The 18,251-nt window shown below is 61.4% G+C and carries 12 protein-coding genes; 1 reads left to right on the top strand and 11 read right to left on the bottom strand.

The window, feature by feature from the left end:
- Positions 1 to 60: 60 nt before the first annotated feature.
- The 5 genes from Q4F19_RS07335 to Q4F19_RS07355 all read right to left on the bottom strand — a co-directional run bounded on the left by Q4F19_RS07335 (position 61) and on the right by Q4F19_RS07355 (position 9,943).
- On the bottom strand, positions 61 to 1,305 hold the full coding sequence (locus Q4F19_RS07335; protein WP_303541199.1) for an alginate lyase family protein: 1,245 nt from the start codon (positions 1,303 to 1,305) through the stop codon (positions 61 to 63).
- Between the two features lie 30 nt (positions 1,306 to 1,335).
- Complete coding sequence (locus Q4F19_RS07340; RefSeq protein WP_303541200.1) at positions 1,336 to 4,266, bottom strand: TonB-dependent receptor; 2,931 nt, start codon at positions 4,264 to 4,266, stop codon at positions 1,336 to 1,338.
- Positions 4,267 to 4,337: 71 nt separating this feature from the next.
- Positions 4,338 to 6,179 (bottom strand): hypothetical protein, encoded by a 1,842-nt coding sequence (locus tag Q4F19_RS07345; RefSeq protein ID WP_303541201.1) that lies wholly within the window; start codon positions 6,177 to 6,179, stop codon positions 4,338 to 4,340.
- A 116-nt stretch (positions 6,180 to 6,295) separates the two neighbouring features.
- A complete protein-coding gene (locus tag Q4F19_RS07350) occupies positions 6,296 to 7,471 on the bottom strand; it encodes an alginate lyase family protein (protein ID WP_303541203.1) in 1,176 nt (391 codons plus the stop codon).
- An 18-nt stretch (positions 7,472 to 7,489) separates the two neighbouring features.
- Positions 7,490 to 9,943 carry a TonB-dependent receptor gene (locus tag Q4F19_RS07355; protein ID WP_303541205.1) on the bottom strand — a complete coding sequence of 818 codons (2,454 nt, stop codon included), beginning with the start codon at positions 9,941 to 9,943 and terminating at the stop codon, positions 7,490 to 7,492.
- A 415-nt stretch (positions 9,944 to 10,358) separates the two neighbouring features.
- Here Q4F19_RS07355 and Q4F19_RS07360 point away from each other — a divergent pair, with 415 nt between their 5' ends.
- The gene (locus tag Q4F19_RS07360; RefSeq protein ID WP_303541206.1) at positions 10,359 to 12,752 is read left to right on the top strand and encodes a membrane-bound PQQ-dependent dehydrogenase, glucose/quinate/shikimate family; all 2,394 of its coding nucleotides are present in this window, start codon (positions 10,359 to 10,361) and stop codon (positions 12,750 to 12,752) included.
- Between the two features lie 28 nt (positions 12,753 to 12,780).
- Here Q4F19_RS07360 and Q4F19_RS07365 read toward each other — a convergent pair whose 3' ends face one another.
- The 6 genes from Q4F19_RS07365 to Q4F19_RS07390 form a co-directional block, all read right to left on the bottom strand.
- Positions 12,781 to 13,134, bottom strand: a complete 354-nt coding sequence (locus Q4F19_RS07365) for a hypothetical protein (RefSeq protein ID WP_303541207.1) — start codon at positions 13,132 to 13,134, stop codon at positions 12,781 to 12,783.
- 137 nt (positions 13,135 to 13,271) lie between these two features.
- On the bottom strand, positions 13,272 to 13,496 hold the full coding sequence (locus Q4F19_RS07370; RefSeq protein ID WP_303541209.1) for a hypothetical protein: 225 nt from the start codon (positions 13,494 to 13,496) through the stop codon (positions 13,272 to 13,274).
- Positions 13,497 to 13,599: 103 nt separating this feature from the next.
- A complete protein-coding gene (locus tag Q4F19_RS07375; RefSeq protein WP_303541211.1) occupies positions 13,600 to 15,030 on the bottom strand; it encodes an efflux transporter outer membrane subunit in 1,431 nt (476 codons plus the stop codon).
- Entirely contained in the window at positions 15,027 to 15,908 is an 882-nt protein-coding gene (locus tag Q4F19_RS07380) for an efflux RND transporter periplasmic adaptor subunit (RefSeq protein ID WP_303541214.1), read from the bottom strand. Before Q4F19_RS07380 ends, Q4F19_RS07375 begins: the two co-directional genes overlap by 4 nt.
- A complete protein-coding gene (locus tag Q4F19_RS07385; RefSeq protein ID WP_303541216.1) occupies positions 15,909 to 16,118 on the bottom strand; it encodes a DUF1656 domain-containing protein in 210 nt (69 codons plus the stop codon). It abuts the gene before it with no gap.
- Positions 16,115 to 18,145 (bottom strand): FUSC family protein, encoded by a 2,031-nt coding sequence (locus Q4F19_RS07390; RefSeq protein WP_303541218.1) that lies wholly within the window; start codon positions 18,143 to 18,145, stop codon positions 16,115 to 16,117. The genes Q4F19_RS07385 and Q4F19_RS07390 overlap by 4 nt, the downstream gene beginning before the upstream one ends.
- Between the last annotated feature and the right edge of the window lie 106 nt (positions 18,146 to 18,251).

Below are 18,251 nucleotides of genomic sequence, written 5' to 3' on the forward strand. Positions count from 1 at the left end.
CGGTCCGCCGTCCCGACGCCCTTTTTGATATTGAAGGCTGTGTAAGGTAGGGCTGGCGATCTAGCTCTTGGGAACGGACGTAGGCAACGTGGCGCCCCGTCCCGGCCAACGCTCATAAAGAAGCTGCGTCTCCGCGCTCGGTTCAGGTGCAGCGTAGTCGGAGGACCGCCAAGCCCAACCTGCGCGCGTCATCAAGTCAGACAGCTCTCCCTTTGGCACGCTGAGCTCAGGATATGGCCAACGCTCCGGCTTCTGCACGTAGCCTGCCAGGAGATCGGTAGCGGAACGAAGACCTCGGCCTCTGCCGTCACGATAGTCCCATAGATCCGTTCCAAGACACGCAGCGACGTCAGCAACGTCATATGCCGCGGTTAGCGCGTAAATCGAGTAGTGGAGGCTCCGCGTCCGCGCCAGCTCGCGAGGCAGGCGCCCATCACGCGCGAACTGCACAGAGATGCGACGCTTCGGAAATGCCTGCACGACCGCGCGGGCGACATCCGGTTTGCCCGCAAACAAAGCGAAACGGGTCAGCTGGGCATCGAACCACATCCCGTGATTATTGTTCGCTGCCCGCTCCGCGCGTCCATTCGGGCTCTGCTGCATCCAGTCGACGTATCGCGAAAACCATTCCTCAAGACCGGCCTGTTCCTCGGGAGCGAGGGCGGCACTCGATTTCATCAGGCCGATCGCCTCGACAACGCGGAGAAGGCGACTGGTGTCCAGCACCCCCTCCTTCCGACCCGACACTCTGCCCGGCACCCCTTGCGCATAGTCCATGTTCGGGTTCATCCGGGTGCTTGGATCTAGAAACCAAGCGCGGATAAACCTGGCGGCCGCCTCGGCATACCGGCGCTGGCCAGTATAGTGGTAGGCAAGCGCCAGGTCCGCGACGGCATTGCTCATCGCGTCCATGCGCGTCGCGTCGAACGCGTTGGTGGCGCGCTCCGGGTTCACCTCGCCGTCGCGGCGGATGTAGGGGCGCTGAAGATTCGTCTTGTCCGGCCACCAATATGGACCAATGCTCATGTAGTCGTGACGGTCCCCCGATGGTGGCAGGCTGCTTTTGTCGACGACGCTGAAACGCTTCAAGCCCATCGCCGCGTCGGCACGCGCTACCAGTTCGGCGACAGTGCGAGCGAGCGCCGGATCGTTTGCCTGGCGCGTCTTCAGAACCGCCAGCTGATCCTCCTTCCAAATGATCAAGCTCGGACCGCCGAGATCGCCGTTGAGGTCTGCGGCACAGCGATCAGAGACGATTGCTCCGTAGGCTCGTGTAGAGCCATACGGCGCGACGCCCAGTTCCAATGCCGCGATAACAAAAAAGAGTGAGGCGCATCAAAACACCACACGCACACCGGCATAGTAGGTTGGGCCGCTAGCGCTGACCTCCGTAACGCTATCGTATCCCCCTTTGAAGAATATGTCGCGGGTGCCCGTAATGTTCTGGGCCTGAGCCTTCAGCTGGACGTGATCGTTGATGTTGTATTGGACCGACACGTCTAGGAAGTCGGATCCCCGAACAGAGCGGTTGGTGCTGCTGTTCGGCTTGTAGTAGTTCGACCGGTAGCGGTAGAATCCACGTATCGAGAAGCCATACTTCTCCCACCAGATCGATGCGTTCGCATTGTATTTCGACGAACCAATCAGATTTGCCGGCTCCACGTAAGGCGCCAGCGTCGACGGATCCGGATACGCGAAGTTGGCATGGACGTAATTGAAACCGCCGCTGACCCCGAAGCCGTCGAGGGGAGCGGGCAACCAAGCCAGTTGATGGCTTCCACTCACCTCCAGTCCATAGAGGCGGCGCGTGGTGTCATCGTTTATCGGGGCAATCGAGCTGATAGTGATCGGCGCACCGTTCACTACCAATGTGGTCGAACGCGGCGCGCTCCTCGCGATCACCGCGCCCTTCAGCCATTTATAGTAGGGCGCCAAGGAAAACGATGTGTCCTTATTGAGATAGAGCTCCATCGAGACGTCCGCGTTCCAACCCATCAAAGGCTTGAGCGCCGGATTGCCCGTGGTGCTGTTTGCAAGTGCATCCTGAACGGTTGTCGCGGTCGAGCTGGCGGCACCGATGGCGACACCGGCCCCGAAGCTCTCGATGCCCGACCGGGAGAGAGACCGGTATCCCGCAAGGCGCAACTTCACTTTCTCAGAGACGTCAAACGCTATGTTGGCGCTCGGGAGCCAGTAGGCATATCTACCCTTCTGCGTGGACTCCACGACGGTCGCCCCTGCGACGGGATTGACCACGAAGAGCCCGGAATTTGGATCGATCACGACCGAGACGGGCACGTTAAAGCCCTTGGAATCGATAGTGGTGCGGACGTAGCGCACACCCGCGTTTCCGGACACGGGAACGTCCCCGACCTGGCTCCGAAAATTGGCCATCGCGTAGCCCGCCCAAATGCGCTCGCGCACGTTGATGTCGCTTGGATCCCGCGTCTCTGTCGGAAAGGGCAGTCCCTCCGAGCCGCCCGTAAATGTCCGATAGAGGCAGTCGTTGTCGAAGGTGGCCCAAGAGGAGATGTTCGTCTTGGAATCGTGCATGAAGTCGTTTGTCGGGAAGGACGTGCGGCACTGCTGATTGCCGGCGACCGAGAGCGCAGGCGCAATGGTGTCGAGATCCGTGTTAGCAGCGTTGTCGTTCGTGCGCCGATGCGAGGAATACCGTCCGCCGACCTTCAGCGACTGGAGGAAATCGCCATCGAGGTCGTAGGACCCGTCGACGCGGCCCGCGTAGATCTTATCCCGTCGGTTCGTCGCGAGCCGGTTCCGGGCATATCCCGCCAATGTGTAGTTAGCGGGATCGTTGATGTTGAAGTTGCCGAAGGACACGCTTGGGACGGCATCCCGCGTATTATCGAAGACATAGGCTACGCGGGTGTTGGAGCGCAGTCGGGTTGCCTTCTGCGTCTCTGTGCGATGCGACCCCGAATATGAGGCGTCGGCCACGAGCGTCAGCTGGTCGTGCTTCCAATTCACGGTCCCGCCGCCGCCGACATACGTCTCATTCCTCTGGCGACGCTCGTTCTGTGTTTCGAGGTTGGAGTTGCCAGCGTATCGGAGCAGCGCCCCGGCGGAGTCGTCGTTTCCGACACCACCGATAATCTGCGGCTGGATGCCGCGAGTGGCCTCCGTGATGGAGAAGATGAAGCGTCGCTCCAGGCTGCGCCGCTTCGAATATTGTCCGTCGAGCGAGATATCGAGTTCCGAGGTCGGTTTCCACTCGAGGGCGCCGATGAGCGCGTCACGCTTCTCGTTGGTGACATTTGCGCGCCAGGCCCGGCTGCTCGTCGCGAAGTAGCGGCCTCCCACCGTGCTACCAGTTGGTGCGGTGACGGCGTTACTGCAGTTCGTGGCACTCGTGCCGGGAGCATTCGCCGACGTCGTGCACGGCACGAATGCCGAATTTGTCGTGTAGTAGTCCTCGGGCGCGGTAGTGTCCTGACGCTGGTAGCCTATGCTAACGCCGATATCGCCGATCCCGGTCTCGAACTGGTCGGTGTAGGACAGGTTCGCGCGGTAGCTGGCGCCAGTCCTTCCAAGATTGTCGTTTTCTTGCGGCGAGTAAGCCCCACGCACCTCGGCCACAATGCGGCGCTTGCCGTAATCGAGCGGCTTCAGCGACCGGAGGTCAATGATACCGGCCGAACCGCCCTCGACGAAGTCCGCCTCCTGCGACTTGTAGACGAGGACGCCGTTGACGAGTTCGGAAGGGAATTGCTGGAACGCAACCGAGCGGTCGGCGCCGGCGCTGCTGACTTCGCGCCCGTTGAACGTCGCGAAACTCAGCGTCGGCCCAAGACCGCGCACAGAGATCTCGTTGGCGTTGCCCTTGAAGCGATCCGACGTCACGCCGGTGATCCTCGTCAGTGTGTCACCCACCGAATTGTCGGGCAGAGCACCTATCTGGTCATTGACGATGCCGTCGAGAATGACGGCTGCGCTGCGCTTCGTCTCCAACGATGAGCGTTGAGTCGCGCGCGCTCCGCTGATGATGATTTCATCCTCTTTTGAAGCGTTTGCAGTAGTGGCGACGCCCTGGGCCGGCATCGCCGCCGTTTCGGGTTCAGCTACCGGGTTGGGTTGCACCGACGAAGACTTGATGCTCCCTTCGACAGGCGAACTGGCGGCGGCCCCCGGGGACTGCGCGTTGTCCACCGTCTGCGCAATCAACGGCGCCGTGACGCCTACCATGGAGGCAAGCAGCATAACTCGCAGGGCAAGTTGCCGCTGCGGATCCGACCTGGTGTCCGTCATTCTCATTCTCCCCTGTTTGCCCGATCCGGGCTTCTGACTGTTGTGCCGACCTAGCTCTAACCCGAGGCCGGCTATCGATATGTAAGGCTCCAGCCGACAGACAGCGGGCTCGCCATGGTCGCAGCGCCACGTTCGCACAGTGCTCGGCTCGAGAGTGGGCCGGTCGGCGCGCGGTAGGGTGCCGCGTTCACCTCGGCCGCCCTGCACCTCTGGAAGCCCTGCACATCGAAGCGCGTGACTTCCCCCTCCCCATAACTGATCGCACCGGCCGCCTGAACGACCGGCTTCGAAGAGAAGCTCGCAAACTCGAGTGAGATGTTCTTAACCTTGAGCGGCTCGGCCGGAACCATCCGATCCGTGCGGGTGATATGACCGGGGCTGAAGACATAACGCGTCTCGAAGGAGAGCCGTTTGTCCTTCACCGCATCGTCACCACCGATGCGATCCGCGGCGTCCTGCCGATAGGTCACGATCGTGGTAATGCCGTTTAGCTCAACGGTCACATCCCGAAACCAGGCGAGCGGCATCAGCACCGTGCCATCTTGTAGCGTGACCTGCGGCACGAGCTGGGGGAAGGTCGCGTCAGCGGAACCGGACAGCATTCCCGTGGAGGCGGGGATCGGAAAGTAGGCGTTGTGCATATGCTGCCCGTCTGCCCCATTGATGAGCGGCAGTCCGATGACGTGTCGTCCATCCCGCAGAGTGAGCAGGGCGCGGTCGTAATCGCCCTTGGCGAACCAGGTGAATGTCGATTTGGGAAGGCGATCAAGCCAAGCCGCATAGCCTGGATCGGTCGGCTTGCTTCTGAAGCCGAGATCGTTCCATTCCTCGTTCGTATAGACATACTGACGAGCAAGGCTCAGGTTTTCGCCGAGAATGCGATACTTCTCGCGATAGCCGTCAGTGCGACGCCCTTTGTCCCACATGTTCACTGATCCCGTGTCTGCATCGATCCAGAAATCGACGTATCGGGCAGCGATCCGAGAGGAGAACGCGTAGGCCATCCGCTGTTCCTCCGGAGTGAGCACTCCGAGTTCGGCGGCTGCGGTCATGACCTCCAGAAAGCAGGTCTCACCGTAGGGCCCGATGCTACGTCCATACTCGAAGCCCTCACCGGTTAAGTTGAAGCGCGGCAGCATGAGATCAACTGACTTGCGCAACCACTCCCGCACTTCGGGGGGCGGGGTCCTGCCGGTTTCGATCAGTCGCTGTGCGATCTCCCCGATCAGAAGCACCGAGTAGCGGTCGAAGCGACCTTTACCGTCCGTCTCGTCCGCGAAGCCGAATGCGCCCGAGTATTTGCGGTAATGGTCGAGCATCTTCTCGAACAGGGCGTCACTGCCGCTTGCATCCTCCCAGCCGAGAAGCATGCGCAACCGTGCGATCGAAAAGGCCACGCCGAAATAGTTGTTCGGCAGCTCGATGAGGGTCAGGTCGTCGGTGCGGACGAAACGTCGCCAGTCTAGCTTCTCGCGCAGCTTTCGCTGGGTTTCAGCGCTCACGGCAGAGTCAAGCAGTCCCGCCTTCTTCAACGAATAGAGTGCAGAAATGTAGTAATACATGCCCCAAGAGTCGTTATCGTCCTCGACAGTCATGTCGGCGATTTGTCGGAAGCCCGCCAAGTATGTCTGAAAACGGGGATCGGAATGCGGCGTATCGAGGAGCAGCAGGGCGAATGCGCCTGCGATCTTTCCCGGCAGGAACTTGTCATGGGCATCGAACACCGGAACCCCGTCCAGCCGCATGGCCCGCTTCTCGCGCAACGTTTGATCAAGAAGAGCCGCAAGCTGGGGCATGAGACGGGTCCGGATCGTCACGTCCATGGGGGCCACGGTGCCGTAGACTGGGCCGTGCGGAGCCGCAGCGGCAGTCTCGGCAACGCCCGGCGTTCCTGAAGCCAGCATCACAGTCATCCCCACGAGTCGAAGAGATTTTGAACAAATCATTATGTTACCTTCTGCTGCGACACGCTTTGTCCAACTGTTATTGTCTCGATTATCCTCGAGCTATTGCTGCCCTGAGCAGAAAATCAGATCCACAGCACTGGCTGACGAATGGGGAAGTTTCGGATGATCTCCGGTGTCTCCGGATCTGCATCAAGGCCTTGCCAGAGCTTCAGATAATCCGATCGACCCAGCGCGAGTCCTCCAAACAGGAGTGAGACCTGCCGCACTGGGAGCTTGTCGAAGAATTCGACGTCCGGCTTGGCGGGCCAGCGTCGCTTGTCCGCTATTGCTGGCGCCATATAGGCGAGTGCCTTGGCGAGCCCGCGGCCGTCCGCCGTGGCGAAATGCCACAGATCGTCGTCCGCACTCGACGCTATGGTCGCGAGCGTCGACAGGACGTCGAGATTGAACAGCGAATAGCTGTAGGGTTTCGTCCGGGCGAGCTCCAGCGGCTGGCGTCCATCGGCTTCGACCTGATTGGGGATGAGGACCTCGCGGAACGACCGCGCCTGTGCCATGACCAGCTTCCGATCGCGCACCAGCCTCGCGAACGCAGCCACCTGAAGCGCATAGCAAGAACCGTGGTTGTTTTTTTCGTCACTTTCGTCGAGGCCGTTCGGCGAGGTCGTCAACCACTCGAGGTAGCGTGCAAACCATTGTCTGACGGCGGCGCCTTGAGCGGCAGGATAGGCAGACCCCGCTCTCTGCAAGACGAGCGCGGCCTGCGCGACCTCCACCAGATGAAGCGTGTCGATCACGCCGATCCCCCGCCCCGTATTGACGCCGATGATCGCCTGGGCATGATCCAGATTGGGCGCCATGCACGTGGCGGGGTTCACGAACCAGGCGTCGAGATGCTCCGCGGCGTGACGTGCGTAGCGCGGATCCGCGGTTAGCTGCCACGCGGCCGCGAGCGTTGGCATCTGGACGCTGAAAGAGATTAGCGCCTGGCGATGTTCGTCGAAGCGATCTGGATTGGAATAGCCATCCCGGCGGATGTAGGGGCCGCCCGGTCGCTCGGGGTCCGGCCACCAGTAGTCTCCTTCCGAATAATAGTCATGCGCGCGCCCCGGACTACGCGTTGCACGGCGGGCAGTAACGGTAGTCGGGCGGAGCGAAAGAAAGCGGTTTGCAGCCGCCACCACGCGCGGCCTCTCGCGCTGGCGGATGGCCTCTCGGTCAGGCTCGGACGCGGCCGAAACCGCCCCCGCCGTGAAGGGCGCCAGCGCCAACGCTGTCAGAAGGGTGCGGCGGTCCATCGGCTGAATTTCACGCTTTCAAAAATTGAAGCCAAGCCGAACACCGTAGTATCTCTCGCTATCTCGGCCGGGCTTGAAGGAGATCGCGTTGGTCGGGTTCACGGCCAACGTTGGGTTGGTATTCCAAACCACCTCTCGTCCCTTGGTCAGCACGTAGTTCTGATCGAAGGCGTTGTTCACAAACACCGTCACCTTGAAGTGATCGGTGCTTACGCCAACACCGAAATTGGCGAGCGCGTATCCCTTCTGCTCGGCGTCCGGATCGCCCAGCAGGCTGAAGTTCACTCCGGTCTGATAGCGCATGCTGGCGTTGATGAAGCCGGTGAGGCCGTCCGTGAGACGACGTTCGTATTCACCGGAAAGGGCTGCGGTCCACTTCGGCGCATTCGGGAGGCGCGCGCCTGACAGGTCCTGCACTCCGCCTACGCAGCCCTGAGCTGCAGTCTGCCGTGAAAAGCAGGCAGCGCCGGGAAAATCATTGATCTTGGCGATGTTGTAGGCGCCGTTCAAATTAAGGGTCAGCCCCGGCACGAAGCGGGCAGCCAGTTCCATCTCCACGCCCTTCGATGTGACCTTCCCCAGACTGTTCAGGATGTTCTGGTTGGTGACCTCGTCTCGGCTTTGCGCCTGAAACCCAAGATATTCTTCGTAGAAGCCGGTCATGTTCCATGTCAGCCGTCCCCCGAGGAGAGTAGCCTTGAAGCCGCCCTCGAACGCATTGCTGTGCTCAGGCGCGATCGGCTGGCGTGCGGCGATCCCGTCCGCAGTGGGAACGCCGGCGAACTGCCCGGTCGTCAAAGGCGTGCGCACGGTGAAGGTGCTGGTCAGATCGTAGGCCAGGCCCTTGTAACCTCGCGCATAGTGGCCGAACACCATGATGCCCGGTGAAAAGCGGTATTGGATCGCCGCACTCCCGGTCACGACATTGTCATGGTCGCACGTCGAGATCGGGACCGTAGCCGTCCCACTTTTCGTGTCGCACTTCGGGTTTCCGTAGGTGATGTTGTTACCAAAATCGGTGAAGTTGTAGCTCAGCTCCTCCCTGTGAAGCCGGCCGCCACTGATCACCGTGAGCTTGTCGGTCAAATCATAGGAGAGCTGTCCGAACAACGCGTAGGTCGACTGCTTTGAGCGCGAATCGTAGTAGGAATAGGCGATCGTGTTGGTGGACGGCAGGTTCGCAATGCCATTGAAATTGCCCAGCGAAAGCGATCCTCGGGTGAAGTCGCGGATCGAGGCAGTGTTGCTGTAGAACAGGCCACCCACATAGCGGAACCGACCAGAGGAGGGGGAGGTAAGCCTCACTTCCTCGGTCACGGTGCGGATCGTGAAGAAGCCACCGTTAGTCGAGCCTCCAAACGGGAGGCGTGGGTCGCTCAGCTGAAAGTTGTAGTCGCTGGAGTCTGTGTCCTGCCTATCAATCAGATGATATCGATCGTAGGACGAGATCAGCATCACCGTTTGGCCGCCGGACAGATCGTGCGCAATCTTCAACCCGGAGCCGTAATCCGTCGAGTTGCCCTTCGCATCGGTATCTAAGCGGGTCCGCCGATTGTCCGGCGAGGGCACGATCGAGCCGAGCAGCGTGGATTGTGGGACGTTCGCGCGCGCGAAAGTCACACCCGGACTGAGGAAGTAGAGCGCCGGCGCGCAGCAGGACGCGCGCGTTCGGACCACGTATGGAATGAGCGTTACGGTCCAATCGGCCGAAGGTGTCCAGACCAGCTTGCCCCGCAGCGTCAGATCCGACTGGCCGTTCAGCCAGTTCCCCGTCGTGTCGTTGTATAGCGTCCCTCGATACTTGCTGTAGTTGCCGGTCAGGCGGCCGCTCAACGTCTCCGTGATCGGGCCGGAGACCGACGCCTGAATCCGCCGCTCATGATCTGATGTGATGAGGCCCTGACCGCCTAGCGTGAAGTCCTTCGTCGGTGCAGCGGTGGTAATGTTGACCACCCCTGCCGAGGCCGCCTTGCCGAACAGCGTGCTTTGCGGGCCGCGCAGCACCTCGATCTGAGCGACGTCGGTCAGGGCTGTGAATGCCGCCGCCTGGAAGGCTTGCGGAATGTCGTCCGCCACCACGGCAACGCTGGGCTGCGTCGAGATCGAGAACGCGTAAGTCCCGATGCCGCGAATGTTGATGCTGTTGTTCGCAGGTTGACTCGTTTTCGAAATCGTCAGGGATGGCGCGACGCGAACGACGTCGTCGAAGTCGCGAACGTTTGCGCGCTCGAGACCGGCGGCCGTCACCGCGAGGACCGATGCCGGAACGTTCTGAACGTTCTCCGACCGCTTGTTAGCCGTCACGACGATCTCCTCCAGCCCCCCGCCTGCCGAAGCCTGGCTGTCTCGAATGCCCTGAATCTCCCCCGCGTTCCCAACCCCATCGACGTGCTGCTGAGCGACGCCGGGACTAGCCTGAAGGATGCACAATAGGCCCAAAGGTGCCACTGCGCGCGATGCGTGCCGCCCCATAACCCTCTCCTGATCTTGTTTTATTGACGAGATTGGTCGGCACTTTAGACACCGGTGTCAACGACCCAAAAGGGGGGTGCGGATCACAAAAAACCCAGCTATTATCTGTCAGGGCCTTCCCGTCCTCTTTCCAATATTTACGGCAACTTCGTTTCAGGTCGAGCACGTCTGCTACCGAAAACGAATGCGTTGACCGCTCGTCCGGCTTGATCCGGATAGAGATAGATCCACACAAGAACCGACCCCTTCGGCACTAAACCTTAGTATGTGCGATGCGCCAACTGCCGTATATCTTTCGGACGAGCACCCAATTTCATATCCGATGCAGTCAAGCGCGCAGCTTGCTCGCGCTATCTCTTTGGAGGGTCGAGCAGCTGGAGCCCATCTGTTCGCGGTTTGGAACTGGGAGAAAGCAGTGGACGACACGCCCGATCGAGAGCCCGGTGGCTTGAGCAAACCCTACCTATGGTGCGTAGCCGCACTGACGATGGCCCTTGGTGCGCTATCCGTCGCCGGGGGAATCTGGCTCCTTTTGCTGGGCGGGAGCCCCTACTATCTCGTTGTCGGCGCCGCCCTCGTGATCGCCGCGGTGCTGATCGGGCGGGCGCAATCGCTTGCGACTTGGCTGTTCGCGTTGATCATAGTCGCCACCGTCCTGTGGTCGCTGCTCGAAGTCGGTCTGGACTGGTGGGCGCTCGTGCCGAGAGGCGACCTCATCTTCGTCATCGGTCTCCTGCTGCTGCTTCCCCCGGCGATGCGGCGGCTCCACCCGGAAACGCGGTGGGCATACGCTGCCATGCCTCTCGTCGCGTCGCTTTCCATCGCCGCCGTCGTCGGATGCCTGGCAATTGCACGCGATGTCCACGACGTCCCCGGATCCCTGCCCGGCATACGCCAGGGCCCCACTTCCGACACCGCCCTCATGGCGGACGGCGATTGGCCAGCCTATGCCGGCACGTGGCATGGAAACAAATATTCGCCACTTGCGCAGATCAATCCATTGAACGTCGGTAAGCTCAAGGTCGCGTGGGCCATCCACACCGGGGACACGAAACGCGCGGGCGACCCGGACGAGACGACCTACGAGGTCACGCCCATCAAGGTCGGAAACACCCTCTACATGTGCACGCCGCACAACGTGGTGCTGGCGTTGGATCCTGATACGGGCCGGGAGCTGTGGCGGTTCGATCCGAAAGTCCAAGTGCCGAAGCACGTCCAGCACCTTACGTGCCGTGGCGTGTCATGGTTCGACGCCTCAACTACCGGCAAGGTTTCGTCAGAGTGTCCGCAACGCCTGTTCGTCGCCACCAATGATTCCAGGCTAATAGCGCTGAACCCACGGAGCGGCACCGTCTGCCGCAGCTTCGGCACGAACGGGGTGGTGAGCCTACTGGAAGGCCAGTCCCACTACAACGATGGCTGGTATCAATACACGTCTGCTCCTTTGATCGCGCGCAACCTGGTCGTCCTCGGTGGCGCGGTGTTCGACAATGCCTCGGTCGATGTGCCTGCGGGCGTGATCCGCGCCTATGACGGCATAACAGGCAGGCTGGTGTGGAACTTCGATCCGGGTCGGCCCAACGACACGACGCCGCTGAAGGCCGGCGCTCACTACACTCCATCGACACCGAACATGTGGAGCACACCAGCAGCCGACGAACGTCTCGGCCTGATCTACCTTCCGATCGGCATGGGCGCCGTCGACCAGTGGGGTGGCCGCCGCCCAGCCACGACAGAGCGTTTCGCAACGTCCGTGCTAGCGCTCGAGATCGAGACCGGCCGACTGCGCTGGAAGTATCAAACCGTCCATCACGACCTGTGGGACATGGACGTGCCCGCCCAACCCGCGCTGGTGGACCTCACACTCCCGGGCAAGGGGCGCGTTCCGGCGCTCGTCCAGTCGACCAAGACGGGGAACCTCTTCGTTCTCGACCGCCGGACCGGACTTCCGCTGCTTCCGGCTCCGGAACGAGCAGTTCCACAGGGGGCGGCTCCTGGCGACTGGGTTTCGACGACGCAACCGTTCTCGTCGATGAACCTCATGCCAAAGCTCGCAACCGAGCGGAAGATGTGGGGCGCGACAATGGTCGATCAACTGTGGTGCCGCATTCGCTTCAAGAGCCTTCGTTACGAGGGGCCCTTTACGCCACCGTCCCTGAAGGGCACGCTCGTATTCCCCGGCAATTTCGGCGTGATGGACTGGGGTGGCATGTCGATCGATCCCGCCCGTCAGGTCGCCTTTGCGCATCCCAACTACATAGCGTTCGTCGATCGCCTCGTTCCGCGTGCCGAAGGTGGGTCGACCGGCTCCGGCGGTCCAGCCGGCGGGTCAGACAGAAGGGGCTCGAGCGAGAAAGGTTACAATCCCAACACGGGCGCGCCTTTCGCCGTCGATATGAACCCTTTCCTCTCGCCGCTCGGGCTGCCGTGTCAGCAGCCGCCATGGGGCTATGTCGCGGGCGTTGACCTGGTTTCGGGCAAGATTGCCTGGCAACACCGGAACGGCAACATCCGCATGGAGACGCCACTTATCCCCCTGCCCTTCACGCTCGGGGTGCCTTCGTTAGGCGGACCTATGATGACGGCAGGGGGCGTTGCGTTCATGTCCTCAGCGATAGACGACTACGTTAGGGCGTATAACGTAAGCACTGGCAAGGTCCTTTGGAGCGCAAGCCTTCCCGCGGGCGGGCAAGCCACGCCGATGACCTATCTCGGAAGAAACGGCCGCCAGTATGTGATTGTGGTCGCCGGCGGCCATGGATCACTCGGCACGAAACTGGGAGACAACGTCATCGCCTATGCGCTTTGAGGCATGGGGGTGCCGTAGGCAGGGGCGGTCACGCGGATGACGTGTCGATCGCCCCCTCCTTCTCCACTCGCTCGTCCCGTAGAATGCGCTCGACTTGAGTAATCTGCTTTTGGCTGTAGCCGACATCCGCCAAAGCATCCTTGAGAAGCACGGCATGGCCATCGCCAAGACGCACCAACACACAGAAACGGCGCAGGATCTCCAGCCGCTGATCCGCCAGAGACCGCAGTTTGGGGAGGACGCGCAGGCTGACCAGGGTCCGTCCGATCGCTGTCCGCGCGAACCGGTCGATCAAAGCGTCATTCCTGGAAAGCGCGATCACTCGCAACGACATCGCATCGAGGCGCGACGTCGTGCTTGGCAAAGGAGCGACCGCTGCCATTTCGGCGGGCCTTAGCCTGCCGTCCAATTCCAAAAGCATCGATATGCCTTCTCTATCACCGGAGACGCGTGATCTAGCTGTCACAGCTTGAATGAGAGCTTGCCAATTCTCGTCCAGCGAGAACCGCTAACGTAAATCTACATTCGCGGCGGGCCGACCTGCCTGTCGAACATAAGGGGTGCGATAGAAACAATAAGCAAACCGGTCATGATTGAGCACAGCATCCCATCATCGAGGAAATGATACATGATTATATAGATGATGATCACCATCGTTACCAAGATAAACGGCAACACCAGCTTTCTCAACATCGCATTTACTGATGACAATAGGTGCGTCTCGCTAATAGGGCGGATTTTCATTCCAGTGTTCCTAGCTTTCGCACTGATTTAGTGATCATGCGACCGTAGTTGAAATACCGTTGTAGTCTCTGAGCAGACCGGGTCGGTATCGGCCACGAAGTCCCTATCGAGCGGCTGCGGATCCGGCAGTCTCGACTGGCGCGTCGTTCCCCCACCCGCCACCTAGGGCCAGAAAGAGGTCGATCTGGCGGTCGACGAGCAAGGCGCGGGACTGCGCAAAGGCTGCTTCGGCATTCGCGAGGGCAGATTGCGCGCTCAGCACGTCGATGAAGTTCGTCCTGCCAAAGCGATACAGACGCCCCGCCTGCTCGGTCGCCCGGCGGGCATCGTCACGACTGAGCGCGAAGGTCGCGCTCCTGTCCGCTTCACGAGCATACGCCGATAGCGCCGTCTCGGTCTGTCGGAGCGCTTCAATGACTATGCCATCAAAGTCGGCGGAGGCAGCCTCGGCCGCGGCACCGGCCTCGGCTATCCGGGCACGGGCAACCGCCCTGTTGGGGAAGCTCCACGATAGTAGAGGACCCAAGCTGCCGCCGAAACTGCTACCGGTTCCAAAGCCAGCGATCGGGCCGGCGATGCCGAGCGGGCCGCCGATGGAGACGCGGGGATACAGGTTTGCGGTTTCCAACCCGATGGTCGCGGTGGCCGCATGCAGTAGTCTCTCGGCGGCGCGGACGTCCGGCCTGCGCGCGAGCAATTGCGCACCATCGCCTACAGGGATTGCCCGCCGCAATGCCGGCGGGCTGATACACTGTATGAGCTCACGCGGATAAGCGGCTGGCGTCCGCCCCATGAGGGCCGCCAGTTCATAGAGGGCCGCCTGCCGGCTTGCGATAATTTCAGGAATGGCCGCGGTGCTTAGGTCGAATGCAGCCTTGGCCCGTGTGACGTCGAACTCCGTCCCTCGCCCGCCCTGCTTCAGCCTGGTGGTGACACCGAGCGTCTCCCTCTGCACGTCTAGCACACGTTGGGTGGCCGCGAGCGTCGCGTTCGCTGAGCATGCCGCAGCGTAGCTCCTTGTGACGGCGGCTGCCACCGTTACTCTCACGCCGTCTCTTGCCGCCTGCACCGCCTCATTATTGGCCCGTGCCGCTTCGATGCCGCGGCGGATCCCGCCCGCCAGATCCAAAGCATAAGAGACTCCGGCGCCCAGATCGTAGGTATATGATTCCGGGGACCTGATCTTGCCGCGGACGACCGCGATCTCCGCGCTGCCGGAAATGCTGGTCTGGAACTGTCTTCCGGCCTCGGTCTCGCGAACTATGAAGCTGGCGCGACGCAGGTTGGCATCCGCCGCCTTCAAATCGTAATTCGCGGTCAGCGCCTCGGTGATATACGCATCGAGGCGAGCGTCATCATACATCCGCCACCATTGGTCGGGCGGCTCTCCTGAGACGAAGGCAGCCTCACCCCCGCTGTCGAACGTCCCGCGTGCCGCCGGTGAAATCAACACCGCTTTCTCTGGCAGACGGTAATCTGGCCCCGCTGCGCACCCCGCTAGAAGGATTAGAATTAATCCCGCCGAGACCCTCATGGCGTGCTTCCCTGAGGAAGAATGGTCACAGTTGCGGTCCTCCCCGGTATGAGCGCTGTTCCGGGTGCCACCCGATCGATCCGGATACGGACCGGTATGCGCTGGGCGAGTCTCACCCATGTGAACGTGGGCGCGACGGTAGGCAGCAGATTCCCACTGTTCGACCGTTGGTCGTCCGCGATGCCGCCGGCGATGCTGTCGACGTGGCCCTTCATCAAGGTCGGGCTGCCCATCAAGCGGACGCTGGCCAGGTCTCCGACCCTTATCTGTTCCAGCTTGGTCTCCTCGAAGTATCCCTCGACGCGGATCGTGCTGACTGCGACCAGCGCCATGGCCTGCGCACCTACAGCGATGTAGTCGCCCGGATGGAGGTCGAGGTTAGTCACCGTTCCGTCGACGCTCGCACGGATCGTCGTGCGGCGCAGGTTGAGCGAGGCGACTTCTAGAGCTGACCGCGCCTGAGCCAATGCCGCGGTTGCCGTCAGCACCCGGGCGACATTCTCCTCATGTGTTTCCACTGCGACGAGATCGCCAAGCGAAAGATCGCGGCGAGAGGTCTTCCGAGCCAGGTCGAGCGTGGCCGACGCGCTGGCGATGTTCGCCTTCGCCTCGTCCAGGGAAGCCTTATAACGCGGCCTGTCGACTACGAAGAGGAGATCGCCGGCATGGACCAGCTGATTGTCACGGACGTGCACGTCGGTAACCAGACCCGGGACGTCGGATGAGACCCGGACTACGTCCGCCCTTACATGGCCGTCACGGGTCCAAGGATCGTTCTCATATCGATGCCACAGTGCAACGGCGACGGACACCGCCAACAGGACTATGGCGACCGTCGCGACGAACCTCGCGAGCTGAAGCAAACGCAACTTGATCATCTAGAGCCCGATCGTTCTGCCGGCCTCGATCAGCGCGGCGAAGATGAAGACGAAAAAGGCGAGGTCCACAACTGGTCGCTGGGCGACCAAGCGATAGAACCCAATGCGGGAAAGCACAGTGGTCGCGACGCCGCATGCGCCCAACGCGACCAGGCCCACCAGGAGCAGCTTCGGGAAAAAGACTCCGAAGATGGAAATCTCGCCGATCATGAGGTCAGCCTGGGGAGTGGCGCGGCGGCCCCGGGGAAGAGATTGCAGCGCAAACCAACGAGCGCCAAGGCAAGGTGATAGCTCACGCTCGCCGCCGACTGCCGGACCATCGCTGCGAACAGTAAGTCGATGCTTTTGCGAAGCCTCAGATCATCCGCTCGCTCGGGCAGTTCCGCATTGTCGAAATGCTCGGCTAGGCGCCGGAGCAGCGCCTCGAATGCGAACGCCTCTTTTTTCTTCGTCAGCGCCCCCTTCCATCGTCGCAACTCATCGAGGTTGATGCCGATGCGCATGCTCAGCAGCATCTGATCCAGCACCTCCTCTGGAGCCTGGCCACGCGCCACCTGGGGATAGAGATAAGCTACGCGATCGAGAGTCGTGCTTAGCCACCGTGCGGTGCGGGGCTTCGCTCCACTCAGGCATCGGAGAGCAAGTTCTCGCCTCGTTATCTGGAGCATCCGGCGTCCGCGACGCGCTGCAGAGGCGGGCCCCACGATCTGCAGGACGAGGACGGGCAACGCGATCCCGGCCAATTGAGCCATGTTGATATTCGCAAAGCTGTCGAAAGTCCCAGAGTAGCGATCTGAAAGTCCGATGGCCGTTGGCAGCGTTATGACCGCGCCAAGAGCATAAGCAGATGTCGTCGGGTTCGCGACAAGTCCGCCCATAAGCAGGAACACGGGGGCCAGCGCGAGCACCAGCGGAGCGAAATCGGTAACCCTGGGGAGAATAGCGAACGCGTAGATTGCGCCAAGGCAGATGCTGACCGCCGCGCCGATGAAGATGCGCCGGCCGATCTCGGGTTTTGCGTCGATGCTAGCCAGCACCGCGCCCACAGAGCCTGCGATAACGGCCGCGGAAGCCCCGTCAGGCCACGCGAAAAAGATCCAGACGGCACAAAGCAACAGGACGCTTGCAGCCACCCCGATGGCACTTCGTGTCGCGGTTCCATGATCCCGATGAAGCCGTCGCCCTCCAACGCAATGCAGGATCATCTGCAGTCGCTCGTCGGCCAGACGACGATGCGGTTCAACGAGGTATTGACGCAGCTCCGTCGACAGCGCGTGAGATTCCACGAGCTCACCGAGACGGACGTAGAAATTTATTAGGAGCGCCGATGCCCAATCGCCCGAGAGGGCCGGTTTCGCTGCGGCGATACGATTCACGAGGCTCCCCGCGCGCGTATCGTTAGGGGCGCCGTTCTGAAGCCAAGCCTTTACTTCCAGCAACAGCTGGTCCGCCAAGGCTGGAAGCCGCCCGGCGGCGCGCAGTTCCTGGATACGCTCCGTGATCGCGGCACCGAGGGGAAGGATCAGCGAAATCTGATCCTGGAGAGCACGGACGACGGAAACCCGAGGCAGAAGACGCGCAGTGTCGAACGGCAGATGGATAGACAGCTGGTGGATGTCGAAGACGTCTAAAGCGAGCCGACGCCTGTCCCGGTGGAGACTTTCGCTGGATCGATCAGCCAATGCGTCAGCGGACCACCGACAAGCATCCCGAAGGACGGCATCGACGCGGTCGATCAGGCGGGCCGTCACCGTCTGCGGTAGGATCACTCCGTGGATAAGGCTGGCGCACAGAATACCAAGGGTGATTTCCTGGACCCGGAGAATGGCCGTGGTGAATATCGCGCCTGGGGCCGTTACGGATGGAAATCCGATAATGCTCGCGGTGTAGCCGGCGAGCAGGAAAACGTAAGATCTCGGCGTGCGGTCTAGCAGCGCCAGGTAGACGCAGATCCCGAGCCAGGATGAGAGTGAAAGCGAAAGCAGTTCAGGTGAGTTCGCCAGATTTGGCACCAAGGCCACGGCCGCCGTCGCCCCAAGCACCGTTCCAATCACCCGGAACACGGCCTTGGACAGCACCGCTCCCGCAAGCGGCTGCGAGACGATGTAGGTTGTGATAATTGCCCAAACAGGTCGGGGCAGACCGATCTGAAGAGCGATATAGTAGGCAAGCATCGCAGCCGCGAAGCTCTTCAGCGAGAAGATCGCGTCCAAAACGCCGTATTTATCAGCAGCCACGCGGTAACTCCGGATCACCCCGGTCCGTGCGCGAGAGCCCTCTTCGCGAGGGGTATGCGCGAGGCTCGGCGAATGGATCGGCGAGGCCGCACCCGATTGGGTAATG

Source organism: Sphingomonas natans (assembly GCF_030546695.1).
In the GTDB taxonomy this organism is placed as follows: domain Bacteria; phylum Pseudomonadota; class Alphaproteobacteria; order Sphingomonadales; family Sphingomonadaceae; genus Sphingomonas_I; species Sphingomonas_I natans.

Excerpts from the sequence above, each read along its gene's own strand:
- Q4F19_RS07350 (WP_303541203.1), bottom strand. The coding sequence starts at position 7,471 with ATGGACCGCCGCACCCTTCTGACAGCGTTGGCGCTGGCGCCCTTCACG.
- Q4F19_RS07365 (WP_303541207.1), bottom strand. The coding sequence starts at position 13,134 with ATGGCAGCGGTCGCTCCTTTGCCAAGCACGACGTCGCGCCTCGATGCG.
- Q4F19_RS07355 (WP_303541205.1), bottom strand. The coding sequence starts at position 9,943 with ATGGGGCGGCACGCATCGCGCGCAGTGGCACCTTTGGGCCTATTGTGC.
- Q4F19_RS07380 (WP_303541214.1), bottom strand. The coding sequence starts at position 15,908 with ATGATCAAGTTGCGTTTGCTTCAGCTCGCGAGGTTCGTCGCGACGGTC.
- Q4F19_RS07340 (WP_303541200.1), bottom strand. The coding sequence starts at position 4,266 with ATGACGGACACCAGGTCGGATCCGCAGCGGCAACTTGCCCTGCGAGTT.
- Q4F19_RS07345 (WP_303541201.1), bottom strand. The coding sequence starts at position 6,179 with ATGACTGTGATGCTGGCTTCAGGAACGCCGGGCGTTGCCGAGACTGCC.
- Q4F19_RS07385 (WP_303541216.1), bottom strand. The coding sequence starts at position 16,118 with ATGATCGGCGAGATTTCCATCTTCGGAGTCTTTTTCCCGAAGCTGCTC.
- Q4F19_RS07370 (WP_303541209.1), bottom strand. The coding sequence starts at position 13,496 with ATGAAAATCCGCCCTATTAGCGAGACGCACCTATTGTCATCAGTAAAT.
- Q4F19_RS07375 (WP_303541211.1), bottom strand. The coding sequence starts at position 15,030 with ATGAGGGTCTCGGCGGGATTAATTCTAATCCTTCTAGCGGGGTGCGCA.